Raw genomic sequence first — 21294 nt, 5'->3', positions numbered from 1 at the left:
GCCAGTCAAGTGTCGTCGGTCTTCGGTGTCCACTTTGAACAATCGGGAGCACGTAAATGCCGTTTCTCCGCTCGGCCCTTGTGGCTTTGATCTTCTGTAGCTTGCCGTTCGTGTCTGCCGCGCAGTCTCAGGACAGTGGACCGGGGAATTTGCAGATTGAATTGAATGCTTTGCAGGATGTCGAACAGGGCTGTCGCATGAACTTCCTGGTCGAAAACAAAACCGGTATCGACATAGAAGACGCCAGTTTCGAAACGGTTATCTTCGACACATCCGGCAGTCTGATCACCCTGACGCTGTACCCGTTTCGCGAACTGCCCGTGGACCGCCCCCGGTTACGGCGATTTGACCTGCGCGACGTAAGCTGCGCGTCCATCGGCCAAGTGCTGATCAACGGTGCAAAGAAATGCTCGGTCGACGGCGCAGACAGTCCGATCTGCATTGACGCACTGAAGCTGAGTACCCGCACAGATGTGGAGCTTCTGGGATGAGCCCGATTGACGCGCTGCGCGAAATCCTGAACCTTGGCGGACCGGTCGTTGCGATCCTGATTGCCATGTCCGTCGTGACCCTAGCGGTGACGCTCTACAAGGTCTGGCAGTTCACCGTGTCAGGTGTTGGACGGCACCGGGTGTTGTCGCAGGCGCTGGCGGCCTGGGATGATGGCGACAAGCAGAGGGCGCGCGCGCGGCTGGCCAAAAGCCACAGTTATCTGGCCCCGTTGGTCGAAGTGGCGATGGATGCGCCGGATGCACCGGGTCTGGACCAACGTTTGGATGCCGAAGCTGGGCTGGCGCTGGCCGGGCTTGAACGCGGCTTTCGCCTGTTGGACACGGTGGCCCAGTTGGCGCCGCTGCTGGGTTTGTTCGGGACTGTTCTGGGTATGATCGAGGCGTTTCAAAGCCTGCAATCCGCTGGATCGTCTGTTGATCCGTCACTTTTGGCGGGCGGAATTTGGGTGGCTCTGATCACGACTGCTGTTGGGTTGGCCGTGGCTATGCCGACCTCAATGGTCCTGTCTTGGTTCGAAAGCCGGACGGCACGTGAAAGAGTATTCGCCGACAAGGCGCTGCGCACGATCCTTGTGCCTGGGCAAGCGATCCCGCTCGCCGATACTGACCAAACCATTGAAACTGCACCGGGACATGCGTAACAGGGCGCCCTTTGTCAGACGGCCGCTGTCGATGACACCGCTCATCGACGTGATCTTTCTGCTGCTGCTGTTTTTCATGCTCACGTCAACTTTTTCGAAATACGCCGAAATCGAGCTGAGTAACGCGACCGGTGGCGGCACCCCCTCTGATACCCCGACCGAACGGTTTTTTGTTCAACTCGGGCCCGAGACGCTGACTTTGAACGGTGCTGACATCACGTTTGATGATCTGACGGCGCAGGTCGAAACCGGTCAGATTCTGATCAGTTTGGGCGAGGCGACCAACTCGCAGCGGTTGGTGGACCTTTTGGTCCGGCTCAGGGGGCGCGAAGGTCTCAGCGTTTTGGTGCTGGAATGATCCGCTCAATTCGTCCTCGCCGCAAACGCGACTCGACGATCGCTCTGATCAACGTCGTCTTTCTGATGTTGATCTTCTTTCTGATCGCCGGAACGGTTGCGGTGCCGCTGGATCCGGAACTGCAGCTTGTGGATACGTCCGAATTGGATGGGCGCGAACCGCCCGATGCTTTGGTCATGCACAGTGACGGCAGCCTGAGTTTTCGCGGAACAGAGATTGAGCCCGAAGCCTATATGCAAGGCCGAGAGCCCGGACCGGTGCGGATCGTCCCCGATCGCGAGGCGCTGGGCGCGCGTCTGGTCGAAGTTACGGGGACATTGCGTCGTCTTGGGGCAACATCTGTATTCGTGGTGACCCAAAAGGCGTTGGAATGATCCGGGGGTCCATTTTCATCGCGGTTGTCGCCGTACTGGTGTCATTGCTTCTGCATTTCATGGGGCTTGCGTTTACGACGCCAAATCTGGTTCAGGATGCTGGCACTTCGGATGCGCAAGATACGGTTGAACTGGGCAACAGTTTCGAAGACCTTGCCGAACCCGCATCAGAACCGGAAGAGCCCGAACCCGAGCCAGAGCCGCCAGCCGAAGAAGAAGTTGTCGAAGAACTGCCAGAGGAACCTGAAGTGCCGGTCAGCGAGGCGCTTGTCGCCTCGGAAAACCCTCAGCAGACCTTCTCACCGGATGTTGGTGAGGCCGAAGTTGTGCAGCCCGTGGAAACCGAGCCGGTCGAACCGGATGTGGCTGAGACCGAAGATACATCTGAAGGCGAAGAAGCTGCGAGCGATGACATTGAAGAAACTCCGCCCGTGGAAACAGCAGAGGTGGTCGAGATACCCGAAGGCGATCCGGACGTTTTGCCCGAGGAACTTGAGGCCCCCACCGAAACGCCGCCCGTGACACCTGAGGTCGAAGAACTGGCAGCGCTTCCTGAACCCGAAGCTGAACCTGTGCCCGAAATTTCCGCCGTGCCGGTGGTTCCGCTAGAAGATGAGGCGGTCGATCCCGTCCTGCCCGAAGCAACCGCCGAGCCGGAAGAGACCGAGGCGGATTCGGAACTGGCTGTTCGGTCCTCGATCCGGCCACAACGGCCCGAGCGCGAGCCGACACCCCAACGGCAAGGCGCAAGTAATGGCGCGCGGGATTTCAGTGATCTGAGATTCCCTTCGCAAGAGATCGAGTCGCCCTTATCCACCTATCGGCGCAGTGGGGTGGATAATTTCACCCGAGGCAACAGTGGCACCCGGTCTGGTGGGCGGGGGCCCGGGAATTCGGACACCACCAACTATGCGGGCGAGGTTCTGGTCCATCTGAACCGCGCCCCGGTCGTCTTTGTCTCGGCGCGCGGCTTTGCGCAGGTTTTCTTCCGGATCAACCCTGACGGATCACTGGCCTTTGTCGATGTGGTGGACAGTTCCGGCTCGCCCGAAGTCGACCGCGCTGCCCGCGCGCAAGTTCGCGCCGCCGAGCCGTTCCCTCTGCCGCCCGGAGGAACCAGCCGCAGTTTGTCGTTCTTTTATACCAGTAACTGACCACCATCGGACATGCAGATCGTTTTATCTGCACTCAAAAATTTGGGTTTTGAATTTACCTTTATTTTCAATGCGACAGTCCGGCGCTTGGCCGTTTCAAGGCCCATCTTCACTTTTTTCGATCACACCTTTGTAATGTTTCTAGTGAATCCCCGAATGGTTCTTAGATAAACGCTAACTCCGCTGCGGCGGGATCAGCGATCAGTGCAAAGATGCAACAGACTCCATTGAGCTGACAAAAAAACGCAAGATACATATTGCGTAATTTCTGTAAATCTAAGAATGGAAGCTCAAGTCGCAATTGCGCGGCTGTCCTCCTCTCGAAATTTATGGAATCACACCATGAAAAAACTCCTCATCGCATCGACCGCGCTGATCGCAACCGCAAGCGTTGCTGCCGCGGAAGTTAAATTCAGCGGCTACGGTCGTTTTGGTATTGGCTACGAAGAAGATCGTTCTGCACAAACCACAACCACGACCGCCGGCGGCGCCGTCAACGTGAACAATCCTTCGACCGACAATACCATTCTGGTGTCGCGTTTCCGCCTGAACATCGACGCCAATGTCGAAACCGACAGCGGTGTCGAATTCCAGGGCCGCGTTCGTTTGCAGGCCGACGACGACTCGTCCACCGGTGAACAGAACGAAGCTGGTCTGAACGGCGCCCGTTTCTCGGTCATCTACGGCGGCTTGCGTGTTGACGCGGGCAACGTCTCGGGTTCGTTCGACAACCTGGATGACTATTTCGGCAACGAACCCGGCCTGGAAGAATTCCTTGGCCAGTACGTTGGCGTTAACTACTCGTTCCTCGAGTACAGCTCGACCGGTTCCGGTGCAAACGCGGTATTCTTCCGTTACACCGTCGGCGATTTCGCGTTCTCGGCCTCGTATGATCAGGACACTCAATTCTTGGGCGCGGGTCAGACTGACGATCGCGATCGCTGGGACGTAAGCGGTTCGTACACATTCAACAACATCACCGCGTCGCTGGCCTATGGTGAGACCGACGAAGGCGCTGGCGTTGAAAAAGAAAGCCTGGCCGTTCTGACCATCGGCGCAGAACTGGGCGATTTCTACGGCACCCTGTTCCTGGCAGACGACGACGTTGCTGACGATGCCGAAAACGGCACTGCCTATGGTCTGTCGGCAGCCTACAACGTTGGCGCAGCAACCACCCTGCAGTTCGTTTACGGTGACGGCAATGCGGATGACGACACGCGCAACATCGGTGTTGGCGCCATCTACGACCTGGGCAACGGTGCGACCCTGCGTGGCGCTGTTGGCGAGATCAAAGACGGTGACGAAGACGGCCGCATCCGCGCTGACTTTGGTGCTCAGTTCAACTTCTAAGTTGATCTGAACCATACAGACCACTGGGCGGGTCCTTGGATCCGCCCTTTGTCATTTCTTTTCAAAGAACAGAATGACCTCGCCCAAGCGCACGCCGTAACGCGAAACATAAGCGCGGTTCAGCAACCGGTCATCCGACAACAGCCACATCCAGTCGTCGAAGTTCACGCGCATTATGCCTTCTTTGATGGGCAGGTCTATTTTGTATTTCCAGTTGAACGTATCCCCACGCTCGACACCCGAGGCGGTGCCAAGCACGCCCGGAGCGGTTCCTGTCCACGTATCCTCACCTGTTTTGGTCAGAGTCCAGATCCGCTGTTCCGTGGCACCATCGTCATAAACAAAATCTTCGACAAGCGTCAGCGTTTTGCCGTCCCATGTGCCGTCTATATCCACAGTAAACCGTCGCGGGACATTGCCCAGAACGTCTTGGAACTGCCCATAGGCTACGGTTTCGCCCTCAAAGAACTCTTCCAGATTCAACTGCCGGTCTGACAGGAACGTCTTTGGAACGCGCGGCTTGGCCGAGCAGGATGCCAAAGCCACAATCCCCGCGATCGCCAGAGCTGAGACAGTAAGCTGCCGGATCGTCATTGCATCGGCCTCACGTCGCTGTCTGCATCATAGCCGTTCGCCCCGTTCAGATGCGCGGTCTTGACCTCGGGCGCAGGGCGCATCGTGGCAACCAGTTCGGCAACCTTTATTCCGAACTTGCGCATCTCGGACCGGTTCATGATCACACCGTTTTCGGTCAGATACATCCAATCGGTCACGTCCAGAGTATGCCCGCCTGAATCTTGCGGCAAAATGATCCGGTACTTCAACTTGACAGTAGACCCCGAGATCGTGCCTTGACCCTCGCCCACGATGTCATCTGCAGTGGCGGTAAATGTGTTGCCAGTGCCAAGTGTCAGATACCATTTGCGGGTCATCTGCTTGCCGTTGGAATAGGTGAAATACTCGGCCAGTGTACCGGTGTTTCCGTCCCATTCGCCAACCATGCGGGCAACAAAGCTGTTGGTCATCTTGCCGTTGGGTCCATAGATCAACCCCTCGGACAGGATTTCCCCGTTCAGGTTCTGTTTCATGTTAAAGGCAGGGCCTGTGCTTACGTAGTCCGCAGGCGCCTGTGAGCGAAAGCTCAGGAACCTCCGTTTTGCGATGATCACCAAAAGGATGGCGGCAAGAAGGATGGCAACAAGTGTCATTTGGAAGTGACCTCCGTTGGCAACGTCAGAACCATTCCGAACGCGCCGAGTTTCAGGATGCAGGGCAGCACTGCGTAGGCGAGGTTGAGCGTATTCAGAGCCTCGGCCGAGTTTGCTTGTCCCGGAGTGAATCCGCTGCGTTCGAGCAGCGGCAGAGTGAAAAAGGCGGCCAATGCAAGGCCCAGTTTGCCCGCAAATGACCAGATGCCAAATGCCGCGGATGCGTTCAGGCCAGCGCGCGTCAGTACGACCGAGAACATCGCTGGCAACACGACCATATCAGCGCCTAATGCGGCACCAGATGCGATACAGATCACCGCGAACCCAGTCAGGTTCCCCGCCGACAGAGTCGCGGCACCGATGAAGCCTGCGATCGAAAGGGGCATGGCAATGATCAGAGTCTGTTTCGGGCCAATTCGGTTGCTTAGGCGTGCCCAAAGCGGCACGCTTGCCCCGGCGCTGAGGAAAAACAGGATCAATAACGGCCCGGCCTTTCCAGGCAATTGCAGGCGATCTTCAACGAAGAACAAAAACAAGGTTGACGTGATGGCCACAGGCAAACTGTTCACCAGCGCCAAAGCCAACAGACGCAGCGCACCTGCCTGACCCAGCCCTGCAAAAGACAAACCGTCGCCGGTAATCGGGGTACGCAGCCATATAGGGTACGTCACCGCGCATGTCAGCACCGCTAACAGACCCAGGAATATGCCGAAAGCTGGATATCCCTGAGCGGCCGCTCCGAACGCCAGAAACAGAGCAGGGGCACTGGCTGCGACGACCACTCCTAACAATTGGCCACCCTCGCGCCATGCAGCCAGTGTCATCAGTTCTTTCGGATCTGTCTGTTTCGCAAGGGTGGCGCTGCGGCCATACAAAAGGATCGTGCCGAGGCTGTAGGCCGAAAACAGTAACACCAGAACAGAGACTAACGCTGGGATACTTGCGCCTTCGGGCAAGTTAAAGAGGACCGGAAAGCCAATGGCCAACCCCAGCGCAGCCATTGCTGCGAACACCAGCTGGGCCTTGGGCCAACGGTCGATGGCCCAGCCGATCAAAGGATCCTGCACCAAGTCGACCAACCGGATCACCAGCAGGACAGTACCGATTACACCCAGTCCGATACCAAGATTGACGGCGGCGAAACGCGGCAGATGAATATAAAGCGGGATACCCGCTGCCGCGAGCATCAGCGCATAGAGGCTGACCCGCGGATACAGCATTATTGTCCTCGCAACTTCTGCGAGAAGGCGGCCGAGCGCGTGTTTTCACCCAAGAAAACAGACATGAAACTGCGCTTGATGCCCGGATAGGACATCGTGCAGGTCTTGGCTCCATTCAGCCAGAAAGATACGCGATCTGGTCCATCTGATACGGCCAGGTATCGGTCGCCTTTCTTCACGGCCTTGAAGCAGGTTTCAAGCTGATCGCGCACTGGGGCCGGGCTGCCGATGCGCTCCATCTCATCCAGTGTCGAATTGATCAGCGCCTTTTTCGTCACGTTGCGGCGGTATTGAAGTTCAAGGGCAAAGTCCTGCCCCCAATCAAACGACGCGCCGCGCTGTGTGAACAGCTGCGCATTATACAGAGGCAGTCCCAAGTAACGGTAGGTTGCCGTGCCATGCAGTTGAGGGTTGTCCAGCGTGTTCAGGCCCGGTGAGGCTGCAAGCCCGCTGGGCGCCAGCAGCAACACCGAAATCAACGCCGCGCGGAAGCCACCCTTAGGCAGGGATGGCCGGGCCTTTTGCAAGAGTGTCATTTTCAGCTCCGAGGGTTTGCGGGGTGCCGTTCAGCTGCGCAACGACATGCATCGCGCTGGCAATCCCGTCTTCGTGAAAGCCGTGCCTGTTATAGGCGCCGGCAAACCAGGTTCGGTTCTGTCCCTGCATCTCGCGGATTTGCCCTTGTGCTTTCAGGGCTGCTTTGTCGAATACCGGGTGGGCAAATTCGACCTGATCATAGATTTTATCCGCAGGAATTTCTGATGAAGCATTCAGCGATACGAACAGCGGATCGCTGTCTGGAATGTTCTGCAGACGGTTCATCCAATAGGTTACGCCAACATTTCCGGCTTGCGACCGATAGGTCCAACTGGACCAGCAAGCGCGTCGGCGGGGCATCTGACGTTCGTCGCAATGCAGAATCGCTGTATTGGGCTGATACCGGATTGCGCCAAGTGCCGCGCGCTCGGCTTCGGTCGCGGCATCGCCCAGAATGGCCAGCGATTGATCGGAATGCGTGGCGAGGATAATCTCGTCAAACTGATCCGCGTGCCCTTGGCTGTGGACCGTAACACCCACATCGTCGCGTTTTACGTGATCAACCGGCGCGGCCAATCGGATATCACATCCGCGCGCGCGCAGCGCGGCATCGATGCGACGCACATATTCGATACTACCGCCTTTGACAGTATACCATTGATGCTGCTTCGCGCGTCCACTGGCCAGCAGAGCGTGGTTTCGGAAGAATTGCACCAGCGAGCGGGCCGGGAACTGATCCACGAACTCAACAGGGGTCGACCAGATCGCGCCACACATGGGCATCAGATAGTTGTGGCGGAACCAATGGCCCAGGCGTAGCTGATCCACCAACTCTCCGATCGTGGTGTCATCGTCTTGGGCGGCCTCTGGGGCCTCTTTTCCGAACCGCAGGATGTCGGCGATCATTTTGTAATAGGCGGGGCGGGCCAAGTTGCGTTTCTGCGCCGTCAGGGTGCGCAGGTTGTTCAGCCCGTATTCGATGCGGCCATTGTCAATGGTGGCGCCAAAGCTCATTTCCGACTTGATGACCGGAACGTTTAATTCGTCAAACAGCGCGGTCAGGTACGGATAAGTCACATAGTTGAAGACGATGAACCCGGTATCCACCGGTTGATCGCCGTTTTTTCCGGCCATAACCGTGCGCGCGTGACCGCCCAGCCGGGGTTCGGCCTCAAAGACGGTTACGTCGTTGTTTTCTGACAGGTAGTAAGCTGCGGAGAGACCCGAGATGCCTGCGCCAATAACTGCGATTTTTTTCCGGCCGCCCCGGGATTCGTCGAACATTCAAGCCTCGTTATGTAACGTATTACAATAAGATACGCAGAATAGGCGGGGGTGGATCAATCGGCTTAGGTGTTTTTCTTGAATGCACTATGTTGTGACCTCGGGTAACAAAAGACCTGGCGGATCTGCTTTTGATCCAGCGCCCCGTCGCGGTCGTAAAAGAAACACAACATATGAAACGGTCGCGGAATGAGCAGCTTTGACGGAAAAACCTATTGGATCATTGGTGCCAGCGAAGGTCTGGGGCGGGCTTTGGCCCAAGCGCTCAGCCGTCAGGGCGCTCATCTGATCTTGTCCGCGCGCAATGCCGACCGTCTGGCCGAGATGTGTGAGACTTTGCCCAACGCGCGCGCAATCCCTATGGATGTGACCGATCTGGATTCGGTTCGCGCCGCGGTGGCCGGGGCGGGCGCGGTGGATGGTCTGGTTTATAACGCCGGGGCCTATGATCCCATGCGCAGTGGCGATTGGGATACGGAAACCGCGCTGAGGATGGTCGATGTGAATTGTCTGGGGGCCATGCGCGTGTTGGGGGAAACCGTTCCCGGTTTCGTCAAGGCCGGACAGGGGGAGATCACGCTTATCGGGTCTCTGGCCGGATACCATGGATTGCCTGCTGCAATTGGCTATGGGGCCAGCAAAGCCGCGCTGGTGTCCCTGGCAGAGACGATGCGGCATGATTTGGCTGGAACTGGTGTGACTGTGCGGATCGTCAATCCGGGCTTCATCAAGACCCGCCTGACCGAGAAGAACAGCTTCAAGATGCCTATGCTGATGACGCCCGAGGATGCAGCAAATCGCGTGGCCAAAGCGATGGGGCGTCGCCGGTTCCGCACTGATTTTCCCGCGCCGTTTTCCTGGGTGATCCGACTGATTGATTACCTGCCGGATTGGCTGGTGTATCGCGGAAAATAGGCCCTAATTAGAGGTTTATCCAAATTGTCCGTGACAAAACCAGCCCGCTGACATGGTGCCGCCGTGGCCGTAAAACAGCCACAGCCGTTCGCCCTGTTCGGTCACAACCACCCAATAATCACGCACACCGCTGCGCCAGTTGGGGTCATCCAGCCACCATTCGGGTGCGATCCGTTCCGGCCCCGTCGCCTGCGCCAACTGCCAGTCGCGCCCGCGCCAACGAAAGGTCGTTGGAACATCCGGGGTTTCCGGTGCCATCACCGGCTCGGGCTGCCACATCTGCAAGGGGCGCGGGCGCGGTGGTGCAGGCCAATCGGACGCGGGCTCCGACCATGCAGCGGCCAGCACCTGTGCGGTTTTCTCGGGGATGTGCGAGGCCGCCGGGTGCCGCCTTGTGATCGCCTCCAACCCGACCCTTGCGCCCAGTTTGCCGATCAGATCTTCGACGGCGGTGTTGCCGTCCAACCGGTTGCGGGCGACGCGGCGGGCCTCGGCATGGCCGGCCATGGTCCGGACGTGGAGGGGTTCTGTTTGCACCGCCTCAAGCCGCAGCATGTCGATGCCATAGCCCGCGTCGATCTGGTCAATTTTCATCTCTAACAAAGGGCGTATGCGGTGTTTGTCATGGGTTGGGCGGGCCAGTCCGACCTCGATAACCTCGGCGGCCTGATCGGCGCGGTGGGCTTCCAACCGCAGAGTCCGCACCCCGCGCGCTTTCTCTTCTAGCTTGGTGCAGAGTGTCGGCAGAACGCGGTCGATGGCGGCCATCACATCCTCGGTCAGGCCGATCGGGTTGGGCAGGGTCATCCGCACCGCAAAGTGATGCGGCGGACGTGCGGGCGAGACCGACTCGGGCGCGCTGCCCATCGCCTGATCCAGTCGCAGCACCAGCCCCCGCCCAAATCGCCGCGCCAGCGACGCCCGCGGTTGCCCCAGCAGATCGCCGATCCGGCGCAGGCCCAGACGGTTCAACTGTGCGACCACCTGATCCTCAAGCCGCAGCGCCGCGATGGGCAGCGGGCTGAGCGCGCCATAGGATTGCCCCGGCGCCGCAATCCGCGCGCCGCCGCCCAAGGCGACCACCTGCGGCGCGACCCCGCCCTTGGTCCAGTGCCGCCGTTTGGTGGCGCGGGCGCGGGTGGCGCGGGCCTCTTGGCTGATGGCGTCGCCATTGCGGTCGGACGTGGCCTCTTGCCCCGCGTAGCGCGCCAGCGCCCAGGCCGCGCCCAGCGTGTCGGCGATGCCCATCTGTACGCTCAGCCCCATATCTGCGCAGTCGGTTTCGATCACGTTCAACAACGCTTCTTCCCCGCCGAACAGATGCGCGCACCCCGACAGATCCACGATCAATCCGTCTGGCGCTTCTTCGGCAACCCATGGGCTGAACTTGCCTACCCACCGACGCAGGGCGGTCAGAAACGCAGCCTCGGCCGGGGCGTTGCGGGGGCGTGTCACCAGATTGGCGCACATGGCATGGGCATCGCGCACTGGTTGGCCCACGCGCAACCCGGCGGTCTGCGCCGTGGCGTTCAGCGATGTGATCACCTGCATGTTCGACTGCTCGGTCACCACAGCCAAAGGCCCATCCTGCAGCCCCCGCGCAGCGCGGATCAGCCGTTCAGCCCCCAGACGGGGAAACCAGAGCGAGAGTATTCGGCGTTTTGGCATCGGCAGACATCAAAATGTTCCCATTTTGTTCTTATCGTAGAATCGTCCGCCGAGTCCATGCCTAGCCGCAGGTCAGGCGCCGAATGATCCCGGCCTCATCTACAAACACATTCAGCCGGTCGATGCGGTAATCCTGTGTGGCAATGCCGTCGGGCCCCAGAACGCGGGACCGTTCAGGCAATTGGGCCTGAATGGTCGAGACAGGTTGACCAATGGAATTGGCAAAGGGCTCGCCCAGACAAAACGCCAGATCAACCGGCGCAGGTTCGGGCGACAGGGGCGCGTCCTCGGGCGCGGGTGTCTGGGTGCAGGCGGCCAGCAGGGCCAGCGTGGGGATAAAACGGTACATTGGCGTTCCTCTTTCCGGCAATGTCGTTTCTGCAATATCAGATATTTAACAAACCTGTCACCAAAGCGCAGTTGAAAACCTCCTGCGATTGCCGCAGGGTCGGGGCAAAGAAGACAGGGAGACAAAGATATGCGTACCCGTGCCGCCGTCGCCGTTCAGGCGGGCAAACCTTTGGAAGTGATGGATGTGAACCTCGAAGGCCCCAAAGCGGGTGAGGTTCTGGTGGAAATCAAGGCCACCGGCATTTGCCACACCGATGAATTCACCCTGTCGGGTGCCGACCCCGAGGGGCTGTTCCCCGCGATTCTGGGCCATGAAGGCGCAGGCGTCGTGGTCGAGGTCGGCCCGGGCGTGACCAGCCTGAAGCCGGGCGATCACGTGATCCCGCTTTACACCCCCGAATGCCGCGAGTGTGAATATTGTCTGCATCCCAAGACCAACCTGTGTCAGGCGATCCGTGAAACGCAGGGACAGGGCCTGATGCCCGACGGCACCTCGCGCTTTTCGACTTTGGATGGTGATCCGATCCTGCACTACATGGGCTGCTCGACCTTCGCCAACCACACCGTTCTGCCCGAGATCGCGCTGGCCAAAGTGCGCCCGGACGCGCCCTTCGACAAGATTTGCTATATCGGCTGCGGCGTGACCACCGGCATCGGTGCGGTGATCAACACCGCCAAGGTGGAAATCGGCAGCCGCGCGATTGTGTTCGGTCTGGGTGGTATTGGCCTGAACGTGATCCAGGGCCTGCGTCTGGCCGGGGCCGATCAGATTGTCGGCGTTGACCTGAACCCGGCCAAGGTCGAGATGGCGACCAAGTTTGGCATGACCGATTTCGTGAATCCGAACGAGGTAGAAGGCGATCTGGTCCCCTATCTGGTCAACCTGACCAAGGGCGGCGGCGATTACACCTTTGACGCCACTGGCAATGTGGGCGTGATGCGCGCCGCGCTGGAATCGGCGCATAAGGGCTGGGGTGAGTCGATCATCATCGGCGTGGCACCTGCGGGGGCCGAAATCTCGACCCGTCCGTTCCAGCTGGTCACGGGCCGCTCGTGGCGCGGTACGGCCTTTGGCGGTGCGCGGGGCCGGACCGATGTGCCGAAAATTGTCGACTGGTACATGGAAGGCAAGATCGAGATCGACCCGATGATCACCCACACCATGGGTCTGGACGACATCAACCACGGTTTCGACCTGATGCATAAGGGCGAAAGCATCCGCTCGGTTGTTGTGTACTGATTACAATCGAAAAAAGTGTTGCGGGCGGGCTTTTGCCCGCCCATTTCATTATTAAATTCCCTCTAGTGAATAAGATCAGATATTGAGGGATTGATTTGAGCGCTAAGACTATGGATCGGTTAGCGATCCTGATTGATGCTGACAATGTACCAGCAAAACATGTGGCCGAGATATTTGAAGAGGTTGCAACGCTGGGTGAAGCAAGCCTGCGACGTATCTATGGGGATTTTTCGGGGGGCGCACCACAGGGGTGGGATGCGGCCTCATTGGCGGAATATGCCATTGTTCCGCATCAGCAATTTGCAAACACCAGCCGTAAGAACTCCAGCGATATTGCATTGGTTATTGACGCTATGGATATTCTCCATTCCGGAAGGTTCAGCGGATTTGTTCTCGTCTCTTCGGACAGCGATTTCACTCGTCTCGCCAGCCGGATTCGAGAGCAGGGTCTGGACGTGTTCGGCATAGGAGAGCGCAAAGCGCCCAAGGCGTTCGTGGCAGCTTGTAACAGGTTCATTTATATTGAGAACATTGAAAAGCCGGAGATAGGGGTTTCTCAACCCAAGAAAACTGAGAACACAAAGCCGAAGCATGAGTTGAACCACGCCTATCAGTTGATCCGAAACGTCGTGCTGAACACGAATGAGCCCGATGGCTGGGCCAGCCTCGCTTTTGTCGGGAGTCAATTGGGCAAGATTTATCCAGATTTCGACTCTCGTACCTACGGTCATAAAAGGCTGAGCGATCTTGTGCGGTCCATTGATCGCTTTGAAAAGAACGGCACAAATGGCGATCTCAAGATCAGGTGCAAAGAGCCTTGAAGGTAGAGTTTACTTCCCCGGCCGCGACGCTCCGGTATCTGACCTTGGCGAGCGGACTCGTAGAACCGGCGTGTTGACCGACGATGTATTCGCCCGGCTTTCGCGCCAGACCACATAGACTCCTGAGGCGATGATGATGCTGGCCCCGACTGCGACCCAGCCGTCTGGGCGTTCCCCAAAGAAGACCATGCCGAACAGGGTGGCCCAAATGATTTGGCTGTATTGGCTTGGGGCCACGACGCCTGCGGGTGCGGCGCGATAGGCTAGGATGATCAGGTGCTGTGCGATGACCGAAAATACCCCCACTAGCGCCATCATCGCCAGATGCAGCAGCGAGGGCGGCAAATATACGGCGGGTTGTGCCAGGCTCATGACGCCAATCGCCAGCAGCATCGGGTAAAGGATCAATACGGCGGAACGTTCCTCACTGCCGATCTTGCGCACCAGCACGGATGCAAAGGCGCTGCAGAATGCGGCCGTTAGCGCCGCCAGATGACCGAGCGTTATGTCTGTTGCGCCGGGGCGTAGCACGATCAGCACGCCGATCAGCCCCACACCGACAGCGGCCCACCGCTGCGCACGCACGACCTCGCCCAATATCGGGATCGACAGGACTGTGACGATCAGCGGAAAGGAAAACAGCAGCGAGTAGACCTCGGCCAATGGCAGGACCGAGAAGGCGTAGAAGGCGCAGGACATGCCCGTGACCATCAGGGCGGATCGCAGCAGTACCAACCATGGATGGCGCGGCAGAAAATTCCCGGTCGCCCGATCGGTCAGGATAGTGACGGCCATCGGAACAAAGGAAAACAGCGTTGCGAAAAAGATGATCTGCAGCACTGAATAGGTGCTGCCCAGCACTTTGATCAGGGCATCGTGGCTGGCAAAGACCGCAAAGCCTGCAAACGCATAGCCAAGGCCCTTGAGGGTTGTGTTTTGCGTGCTCATCACGAAGGTCTCGGCAATATGTCAGGTGGGTTGCCTGTTGCTTATCCCCATTTGACCGAGTCTGGTAGTCTCAATTTTACCGCTAACATCCGTTTTGCGTATTCTATCGCAGCATCGGTGGTGCATCTTTGGGTTGGCGCGCGGATTGCACACCGGCCTTCATCCCCACTCCGATCCGCCGGGCCAGTTCGACCCAAGGAGTCGCGGTTTCAGACGGCAGGGTCTGGGTAGCGACTTCTTCGAAGAGGTCCAGCCAATGGGCGAACATGTCGGGCTGCACGTCGGGCCGTTCAATATGGACCCGCTGCGGGTTGCCGTCATAGCTGCGCTCAAACAGGATGGCGTTGCGCCAGAAGGCGGCGATCTTGTCCTCATGCGCGGGCCAGTCGTGGACATGTGCGTTGAAGACCGGCCCCAGCACCGCATCCTGCCGGACGCGGGCGTAAAAGGCGGCGACCTGAGCGTTGATCTGATCCGGTGTCGCCGGAAAGCGTGGGGGCAGGGGTGGTCTGGTCATTTCGATCCTGCAATAGTCTCTATTTCTGGCCATAACTGATCCCGCTGCTACGCAACAGGCGTGGTTTTGTCGCGCGGCTCGGGCGTCAGCAGGTGCCGGATCAACGCCACCGGATGCGCCTTGAGGCTGAGACGGGTGGCCACGTAATCCTCGACCACCTGCTCGCCCAGCGTCATCTGCGGCAGATAGGCTTCGGGCTCGTCCAGCGCCTCGCCCTCCAGATCCTGCGAGAACAGCGGCAAGGGCTTCGCAGTAGCAATCGCCTTGGCCTGCCACAACGCCTCGCGCCTTGTCAGATCGCAGGCGGCAAAGGCATCGGCCTCAGCCAGCCGTTCGATTACCGAGGGGCCAAGCCCGGCACGACGCCATACGTCATCCACCTGATGGTAGCCATTGCCGCGCGCGGCGGTCAGCCAGCTGGCGTCTTCCTCGCTCAGGCCCTTGATCTGGCGGAACCCCAGCCGCAGAGCCAACCCGCCGTGACCGTCGGGTTCCATCACGTTGTCCCAGAAACTGGCATTGATACAGACGGGGCGCACCTGAACCCCGTGTTCACGCGCGTCGCGCACGATTTGCGCTGGGGCATAAAACCCCATGGGCTGCGAATTCAGCAGCGCGCAGGCGAAAATCCCCGGATGGTGGCATTTGATCCAGGCCGAGGCATAGACCAGCAGCGCAAAACTGGCGGCGTGGCTTTCGGGGAAGCCATAGGATCCGAACCCTTCGATCTGCGAAAAACAGCGCTCGGCAAAATCCTGTTCATAGCCGTTCCGCTCCATCCCGCGCAGGAATAAGGACCGGAATTCGCTGACATTACCATGTTTCTTGAACGTCGCCAGCGACCGCCGCAGCCGGTCCGCCTGTTCGGGGGTGAAGCCCGCGCCGACGATGGCGATCTGCATCGCCTGTTCCTGAAACAGCGGCACGCCCAGCGTTTTGCCCAGCACCTCACCCAGCGCGTCCGAGGGGAAGCTGACCTCCTCTTCGCCATTGCGGCGGCGGATGTAGGGGTGGACCATGTCGCCCTGAATGGGGCCGGGGCGGATGATGGCGACCTCGATCACCAGATCATAGAAATTGCGCGGCCGCATTCGGGGCAGAAAGTTCATTTGCGCGCGCGATTCCACCTGAAACACCCCGACCGAGTCTGCCTTGCAGAGCATGTCGTACACCGCCGGATCCTCGGGCGGCAGGGTGGCAAGGGTATAGCCGGTTTGGTGGTGCTGCGTGATCAGGTCGAACGCCTTGCGGATGCACGTCAGCATGCCAAGGCTGAGGACATCGACCTTGAGGATGCCCAGACTGTCGATATCGTCCTTGTCCCAGCAGATGACCGTACGGTCCTCCATCGTGGCGTTTTCGATGGGGACGAGTTCATCCAGCCGGCCCTCGGTGATGATGAACCCGCCGACGTGCTGCGAGAGGTGGCGAGGGAAGCCGTCTATTTCATACATCAACATTAGAGTCTGTTTTAAGCGGCGATCCTCGGGGTCAAGGCCGATTTCGCGCATCCGTTCGGCCTCCAACCCTTTGGCCGAGAAGAACCCCCAGAGCTGCGAGGACAGGGCCGAGATCGTGTCCTCGGTCAGGCCCATCGCCCGCCCGACCTCGCGGATCGCACGCTTACCGCGATAGTGGATCACGGTGGCGCAGAGCCCCGCGCGGTGGCGGCCATAGCGGTCATAGATGTGCTGGATCACCTCTTCGCGGCGTTCATGTTCGAAATCGACGTCTATGTCTGGGGGCTCGTCCCGCGCCTCGGAGACAAAGCGTTCGAACACCATCGTGCCCAGCTCGGGGCTGACCTCGGTGATGCCGAGGCAGTAGCAGACGACGGAGTTGGCCGCCGAGCCGCGCCCCTGACACAGAATATCGCGGGATCGGGCGAAGGTGACGATGTCGCGGACGGTCAGGAAATAGGGCTCGTATTTGAGCTTGCCGATCAGGGTCAGTTCATGGGCGAGCATTTTCTTGGCCTTCTCGGACGCGCCCGCCGGATAGCGCCATTTCAACCCCTCATGCGCCAGACGGTGCAGGCGCTGGGTCGGGGTTTCCTGATCGCTGCCTTCGTTGGGGTATTCATAGCGCAGCTCATCCAGCGAGAATTGCAACTGTTCGCTGAGCATATGGGCGCGGGTGACAGCGCCTTCATGACCTTTGAAAATGCGCCGCATTTCGGCCTCGGACCGCAGGCGTTGTTCACCATTGGCCAGCGCATCCCGGCCCAGATCATCTACCTTGCGGCGCAGGCGGATGGCGGTCAGGACATCACCCAGCTTGCGGCGGGTGCCGTGGTGCATCATCGGCGCAGCACTGGCGAGGCTTGGGATGCCGAGTTGCCGTGAATCAGTCTCTAATTCGTCCAAATATATACTATCGGCGCCATCGTACCGAGGGTGCATCAACAGATGCATCCGTCCCGCAAAGCGGCGCGTCAGCTGTTGCGCCTGTGTCCGCCAAGCACTCGCGCCGCCCTGCGACCGGGCCGCTTGTGGCCAGAGGAGCAGGTGGAGACCGTCGGAAAACGCCAGAAGGTCCGACAGATGCAGGATGCAGTCGCCTTTCTCGGCTCGCAGGCGGCCTGCGGACAGGATGCGGCACAGGTTGCCCCAGCCCTGCCGGTTCAGGGGCAGGGCGGTGACGGTGGGCGCGTCGGTAAAGATCAGCCGCGCTGCCGGTATCAGGCGTGGCACGGCGTGGATTGGGTAGGAGGGCGGTTTGGGGATGTGACCGGGGCAGGGCGGGCCGATGGGTGTGTTGTGCCCCTCCCATTCCACACGTTCGCGCACCTTTCGGGCAATCTCGCGCGCCTGAGTGTGGGCACGCACGATCCCGGCGACCGAGTTGTCATCGGCAATCGCGATGGCGGGCAGGCCAAGGGTGACGGCACGCTGCATATACTCCTCGGGGTGCGAGGCCCCGGTGAGAAAGGTGAAATTCGACGTGATCGACAGCTCGGCATACATGGCGATTCCATATTATATTCACCTTTTGTTCTTTTTCGAGTCCTTTGCGCAGGAAACGGGTCGATTGCAGTTTCCCCTCTGGGCAGGGTGGCAGAAAAAGGAGATCCGGGATGTTCAAGATCACTGCCCTTCCCACCCCTCAAGTCCGCGCGCTTCAGGCCGGAGGGCCGGACGCATATGGCGCCTCGCCCGAGCGCGCCATTTCCAAAGGTGCGGGCAATCCCTGCCGCCATTGCCTGCAGAACATTCCGGAAGGAAAAGAGATGCTGATATTGGCGCATCGCCCTTTTTCAGAGACACAACCCTACGCGGAAACGGGTCCGATCTTTCTGTGTGCCGCCCCGTGTGAACAGTATGCAGGGGATGAGATGCCCGAGATTCTGACCACCTCTCCGGACTATCTGATCAAAGGGTACGGGTTGGATGATCGGATCGTCTATGGCACCGGAGAGATTACGCCCACAGATCGGATCGGCGCAAAGGTCAGTGATATCTTTGCTCGTCCCGATGTGGCCTATATCCACATCCGGTCCGCGCGGAACAACTGTTACCAGGCGCGGGTAGATCGAGTCTAACGGTCAAATTTTTATCCGCGTGCAGATGTCAGGGCGAGGAATACATCCTCGAGGTCTGCCTCTTCCGTGCGGACGTCGCGGATACGGATGCCTGCGGTGCGCACCGACTCCAGAACTTGTTCGGCGCTGGTCGCAGCGCTGCGATATTGCAGCACCAGGCTGCCATCGTCACGCAGAGTGGCCTCGACCCCTTGCGCTGCTGGCAGTTCGGTCACCGGGCTGTCCGGAGCAATGACCATTGTCCGGCTGTCCATGCGACTCAGCAGGTTGGCGGTGCTGTCCTGCGCGATCTTTTCGCCGTGGTTGATGATCGCGATCTCGTCACACATTTCCTGTGCTTCTTCCAGGTAATGCGTGGTCAGAATGATCGTCATGCCCTGTTCGTTCAGTTTGCGCACATTGGTCCAGAGCATCTGACGCAGCTCGATGTCCACGCCCGCCGTGGGTTCATCCAGAACAAGAATGCGGGGATGATGCACAAGAGCCTTCGCCAACAGCAGCCGCCTACGCATACCCCCAGACAGAGTGCGCGCATAGGCTTCGGCCTTGTCGCCAAGGCCGACCAGTTCCAGAATCTCGTCGCTGCGGCGCTGGGCCTTGGGGACGCCATAAAGACCGGCCTGAACCTCTAAGGCGCCACGCGGGGTGAAGAACGGATCGAGGTTCAGCTCTTGCGGCATTACGCCAATTGCTGCGCGGGACTGACGCGGGTTTTTATCCTGATCAAACCCGCCGATAGAGACCGTTCCGGCCGATTTAACCACCAGCCCGGCAAGAATGTTGATCAATGTCGATTTACCGGCCCCGTTTGGCCCCAGCAATCCAAACACCGACCCGCGCGGGACCGTCAGGTCTACGCCTTTTAGCGCGTGTTTCTCGGGCTGTGCCTTGCTGCCGCGATAGGTCTTGTGCAGACCTTCGATCCTGATTGCCGCATCGCTCATGTGGCTCTTGCCCCCGGTTTGCTCATCGCTCATAAACGCACCTAATACATGCCCGCGAGGCCGACAACCGAAGAAGGATCGCCAGCCGTGACCATCGAAGCGCCGGAAACCAAGATCGTGGAAACCACCCGTGTCGCCTGTGACGGTGGCGAAGGGGCACTGGGCCATCCACGTGTCTGGCTGCAAATCCCTGAAGACACTGGTTGGGTCGAATGCCCCTATTGCGATTGCAAATACATTCTCAAAGGGTCTGCAGCCGAAGGGTCGCAATCGATCTGACATAAAACTGTTACAAGGGCTGACGCCGGGCAGGATATGCTGTAGCGTGCTGCGTCAGAATTCTTGTGTCATTTCCACGCGGATCCGGAATGATCTTTCCAGTGCAACTGGTTCACCTGTCCGACAAAGATCTTGTCGCCACAGGTGGCCACAGAAACGTCTACGCTTACCCCGACCAATCCGATCTTCTGATCAAGGTGACGCGCCCGCGCACGCGGCCCAACCGATCCTTTGCCAAGCGCGTTGTGCGGCATCTGCTGCCGGATTCGGTCTATCGCAATGCATTGAAAGAGCTGGAGTGCGAGATGAAGGCGGCGTTAAAAAGCGGCCCGGATATCGCGAAGATGCCATTGGCCCGGTCTTTTGGTGTTGTGCAAACGGATGCCGGGCCGGGCATTGTGGTCGAGCGTATGGAATCTGAGGACGGCTCTCTGGCGCAGGATTTGATGTCGTTGTGTCAGCAGCGCCAGCTGCCCCTCGAGGTTCTGAACAAGTTGAATGATTTTGTTCATAAGCTGTACGATTTTCAAATCGTAGGTCGCGATATCCATGCGCAAAATATCGTTTACGGCACGCGCGATTCAGTGCCGATGTTCGTGCTGATCGACGGGTACGGGGAACGCAATCTGGTCCCGTTGCGCAGCCTGAGCCGTCGGCTGAATGACAGGTCGTTGAACAAGCAGATGCACGGAATCGGTGAAAAAACCGGATTGCGGTGGGATGCGGCGACCAGAGCGTTCAGCGCCCCATAGCTTTGATATGCTGCTTGCCTGATGGCGAATTGTTGAACCGAAGAGATATGGTCATTCAGGCACAGTTGCGGTGCGTTTTCCGCAAGCGATAGTGCCCGCCCAAATATTGCCGTGGTTTTTATGCTATGGCCGATTTGCAGATATTGGGATGAGTTCGATGACGGATGTTGCATCTACTGACACAGCCAGTCCGGTTTTCGGCTGGATTGGGTTTGGTATTGGTGCCCTTGCGCTGTTCGCCGCGTTGTTCGTGTTTTGGGCAGGGCCGTTTGCGCCGCAGCAATCGACGGGCGTTTCACTGGGCGAATTGGCCGCCGAGATCGGCAAGTCCACCTTGCGTTCGGCCGCTGGATTGGAACAGCCCGAGCCCGTCGCGCGCAGCCGTGATCTGGATGACTTTCTACAGATCGGCGTGGCCATGCTTGGGGCCTTGGCAATCGTTGTATCTGTGATTGGGCTTCTGCGTCACGAAAGACGGCGCCCTGCAGTTGCCGGTACCGTGATTGGCGTAGGTGCGATTCTGTTTCAGTTTTTTGCCATGGCCTTCTTCGCCCTTTTGGGCGTGCTGATCATCATGGCGTTACTCAACAGTTTTTCTGACGTGTTCAGCGGCTTGTTCGGTGGCTGACGCGCGTTCTTGACTGGCCACCTGAGCGGCCCTGTGGCACAACGTCCCCTGA

The 21294-nt window shown here is 59.0% G+C and carries 24 protein-coding genes; 13 read left to right on the top strand and 11 right to left on the bottom strand.

Translation table 11 applies throughout. From position 1 onward, the window contains the following. Positions 1–56: 56 nt before the first annotated feature. From J7380_RS11095 to J7380_RS11070, 6 genes are all read left to right on the top strand, one after another. Positions 57–491: a hypothetical protein gene (locus J7380_RS11095; protein ID WP_209195804.1), complete on the top strand. Its 435-nt coding sequence runs from the start codon at positions 57–59 to the stop codon at positions 489–491. Continuing rightward, a complete protein-coding gene (locus J7380_RS11090; protein WP_209195803.1) occupies positions 488–1153 on the top strand; it encodes a MotA/TolQ/ExbB proton channel family protein in 666 nt (221 codons plus the stop codon). The genes J7380_RS11095 and J7380_RS11090 overlap by 4 nt, the downstream gene beginning before the upstream one ends. A gap of 31 nt (positions 1154–1184) precedes the next feature. Further along, positions 1185–1511, top strand: coding sequence for a biopolymer transporter ExbD (locus J7380_RS11085; RefSeq protein WP_209195802.1), 327 nt, complete (start codon positions 1185–1187; stop codon positions 1509–1511). After that, entirely contained in the window at positions 1508–1885 is a 378-nt protein-coding gene (locus J7380_RS11080) for a biopolymer transporter ExbD (protein WP_209195801.1), read from the top strand. Before J7380_RS11085 ends, J7380_RS11080 begins: the two co-directional genes overlap by 4 nt. Continuing rightward, entirely contained in the window at positions 1882–3039 is a 1158-nt protein-coding gene (locus tag J7380_RS11075) for a TonB family protein (RefSeq protein ID WP_209195800.1), read from the top strand. Before J7380_RS11080 ends, J7380_RS11075 begins: the two co-directional genes overlap by 4 nt. A 342-nt stretch (positions 3040–3381) precedes the next feature. Continuing rightward, positions 3382–4389 carry a porin gene (locus J7380_RS11070; RefSeq protein ID WP_209195799.1) on the top strand — a complete coding sequence of 336 codons (1008 nt, stop codon included), beginning with the start codon at positions 3382–3384 and terminating at the stop codon, positions 4387–4389. Positions 4390–4440: 51 nt separating this feature from the next. On the opposite strand, the gene J7380_RS11065 is transcribed toward J7380_RS11070, so the two are convergent. Genes J7380_RS11065 through J7380_RS11045 form a run of 5 tightly spaced genes read right to left on the bottom strand, consistent with a single transcriptional unit; the run spans position 4441 to position 8638 of the window. Next, positions 4441–4983: a DUF3833 domain-containing protein gene (locus J7380_RS11065; protein ID WP_209195798.1), complete on the bottom strand. Its 543-nt coding sequence runs from the start codon at positions 4981–4983 to the stop codon at positions 4441–4443. Then, positions 4980–5597, bottom strand: a complete 618-nt coding sequence (locus J7380_RS11060) for a DUF3833 domain-containing protein (RefSeq protein ID WP_209195797.1) — start codon at positions 5595–5597, stop codon at positions 4980–4982. The genes J7380_RS11065 and J7380_RS11060 overlap by 4 nt, the downstream gene beginning before the upstream one ends. After that, on the bottom strand, positions 5594–6817 hold the full coding sequence (locus tag J7380_RS11055) for an MFS transporter (RefSeq protein WP_209195796.1): 1224 nt from the start codon (positions 6815–6817) through the stop codon (positions 5594–5596). The genes J7380_RS11060 and J7380_RS11055 overlap by 4 nt, the downstream gene beginning before the upstream one ends. Continuing rightward, on the bottom strand, positions 6817–7353 hold the full coding sequence (locus J7380_RS11050) for a hypothetical protein (protein WP_209195795.1): 537 nt from the start codon (positions 7351–7353) through the stop codon (positions 6817–6819). The genes J7380_RS11055 and J7380_RS11050 overlap by 1 nt, the downstream gene beginning before the upstream one ends. Beyond that, positions 7316–8638, bottom strand: a complete 1323-nt coding sequence (locus J7380_RS11045; RefSeq protein ID WP_170755156.1) for an FAD-dependent oxidoreductase — start codon at positions 8636–8638, stop codon at positions 7316–7318. Before J7380_RS11045 ends, J7380_RS11050 begins: the two co-directional genes overlap by 38 nt. A 189-nt stretch (positions 8639–8827) precedes the next feature. On the opposite strand from J7380_RS11045, the gene J7380_RS11040 reads away from it, so the two are divergent. Next, positions 8828–9553, top strand: coding sequence for an SDR family NAD(P)-dependent oxidoreductase (locus J7380_RS11040; RefSeq protein WP_209195794.1), 726 nt, complete (start codon positions 8828–8830; stop codon positions 9551–9553). Positions 9554–9568: 15 nt separating this feature from the next. Here the strand turns inward: J7380_RS11040 and J7380_RS11035 are convergent, their stop codons facing one another. Further along, entirely contained in the window at positions 9569–11221 is a 1653-nt protein-coding gene (locus J7380_RS11035) for a DUF6504 family protein (RefSeq protein ID WP_209195793.1), read from the bottom strand. Between the two features lie 61 nt (positions 11222–11282). Continuing rightward, a complete protein-coding gene (locus J7380_RS11030; protein WP_209195792.1) occupies positions 11283–11570 on the bottom strand; it encodes an I78 family peptidase inhibitor in 288 nt (95 codons plus the stop codon). A 129-nt stretch (positions 11571–11699) separates the two neighbouring features. On the opposite strand from J7380_RS11030, the gene J7380_RS11025 reads away from it, so the two are divergent. Both J7380_RS11025 and J7380_RS11020 read left to right on the top strand, forming a co-directional pair. Further along, the gene (locus tag J7380_RS11025) at positions 11700–12812 is read left to right on the top strand and encodes an S-(hydroxymethyl)glutathione dehydrogenase/class III alcohol dehydrogenase (protein WP_209195791.1); all 1113 of its coding nucleotides are present in this window, start codon (positions 11700–11702) and stop codon (positions 12810–12812) included. Positions 12813–12922: 110 nt separating this feature from the next. After that, positions 12923–13633, top strand: a complete 711-nt coding sequence (locus J7380_RS11020; RefSeq protein WP_209195790.1) for an NYN domain-containing protein — start codon at positions 12923–12925, stop codon at positions 13631–13633. A gap of 9 nt (positions 13634–13642) precedes the next feature. Here the strand turns inward: J7380_RS11020 and J7380_RS11015 are convergent, their stop codons facing one another. From J7380_RS11015 to J7380_RS11005, 3 genes are all read right to left on the bottom strand, one after another. Then, positions 13643–14581, bottom strand: a complete 939-nt coding sequence (locus J7380_RS11015; protein WP_209195789.1) for a DMT family transporter — start codon at positions 14579–14581, stop codon at positions 13643–13645. A 103-nt stretch (positions 14582–14684) separates the two neighbouring features. Beyond that, a complete protein-coding gene (locus J7380_RS11010; RefSeq protein WP_209195788.1) occupies positions 14685–15098 on the bottom strand; it encodes a group III truncated hemoglobin in 414 nt (137 codons plus the stop codon). 47 nt (positions 15099–15145) lie between these two features. Further along, positions 15146–18064, bottom strand: coding sequence for an error-prone DNA polymerase (locus J7380_RS11005; RefSeq protein WP_209195787.1), 2919 nt, complete (start codon positions 18062–18064; stop codon positions 15146–15148). A gap of 110 nt (positions 18065–18174) precedes the next feature. Here J7380_RS11005 and J7380_RS11000 point away from each other — a divergent pair, with 110 nt between their 5' ends. Beyond that, positions 18175–18639 (top strand): DUF1203 domain-containing protein, encoded by a 465-nt coding sequence (locus J7380_RS11000; RefSeq protein ID WP_209195786.1) that lies wholly within the window; start codon positions 18175–18177, stop codon positions 18637–18639. 11 nt (positions 18640–18650) lie between these two features. Here J7380_RS11000 and J7380_RS10995 read toward each other — a convergent pair whose 3' ends face one another. Beyond that, positions 18651–19583: an ABC transporter ATP-binding protein gene (locus J7380_RS10995; RefSeq protein WP_209196083.1), complete on the bottom strand. Its 933-nt coding sequence runs from the start codon at positions 19581–19583 to the stop codon at positions 18651–18653. A gap of 87 nt (positions 19584–19670) precedes the next feature. On the opposite strand from J7380_RS10995, the gene J7380_RS10990 reads away from it, so the two are divergent. The 3 genes from J7380_RS10990 to J7380_RS10980 all read left to right on the top strand — a co-directional run bounded on the left by J7380_RS10990 (position 19671) and on the right by J7380_RS10980 (position 21242). Beyond that, positions 19671–19862: a zinc-finger domain-containing protein gene (locus tag J7380_RS10990; RefSeq protein WP_209195785.1), complete on the top strand. Its 192-nt coding sequence runs from the start codon at positions 19671–19673 to the stop codon at positions 19860–19862. An 89-nt stretch (positions 19863–19951) separates the two neighbouring features. Continuing rightward, entirely contained in the window at positions 19952–20614 is a 663-nt protein-coding gene (locus J7380_RS10985) for a YrbL family protein (protein ID WP_209195784.1), read from the top strand. A 157-nt stretch (positions 20615–20771) separates the two neighbouring features. After that, positions 20772–21242: a hypothetical protein gene (locus tag J7380_RS10980; protein ID WP_209195783.1), complete on the top strand. Its 471-nt coding sequence runs from the start codon at positions 20772–20774 to the stop codon at positions 21240–21242. Positions 21243–21294: the final 52 nt, after the last annotated feature.

The sequence above is a fragment of the Ruegeria sp. R8_1 genome (assembly GCF_017743815.1).
Lineage (GTDB): Bacteria > Pseudomonadota > Alphaproteobacteria > Rhodobacterales > Rhodobacteraceae > Ruegeria > Ruegeria lacuscaerulensis_A.
The sequence above is the reverse complement of the archived record's forward strand: the minus strand, read 5'-3'. Positions and strand labels throughout refer to the sequence as shown.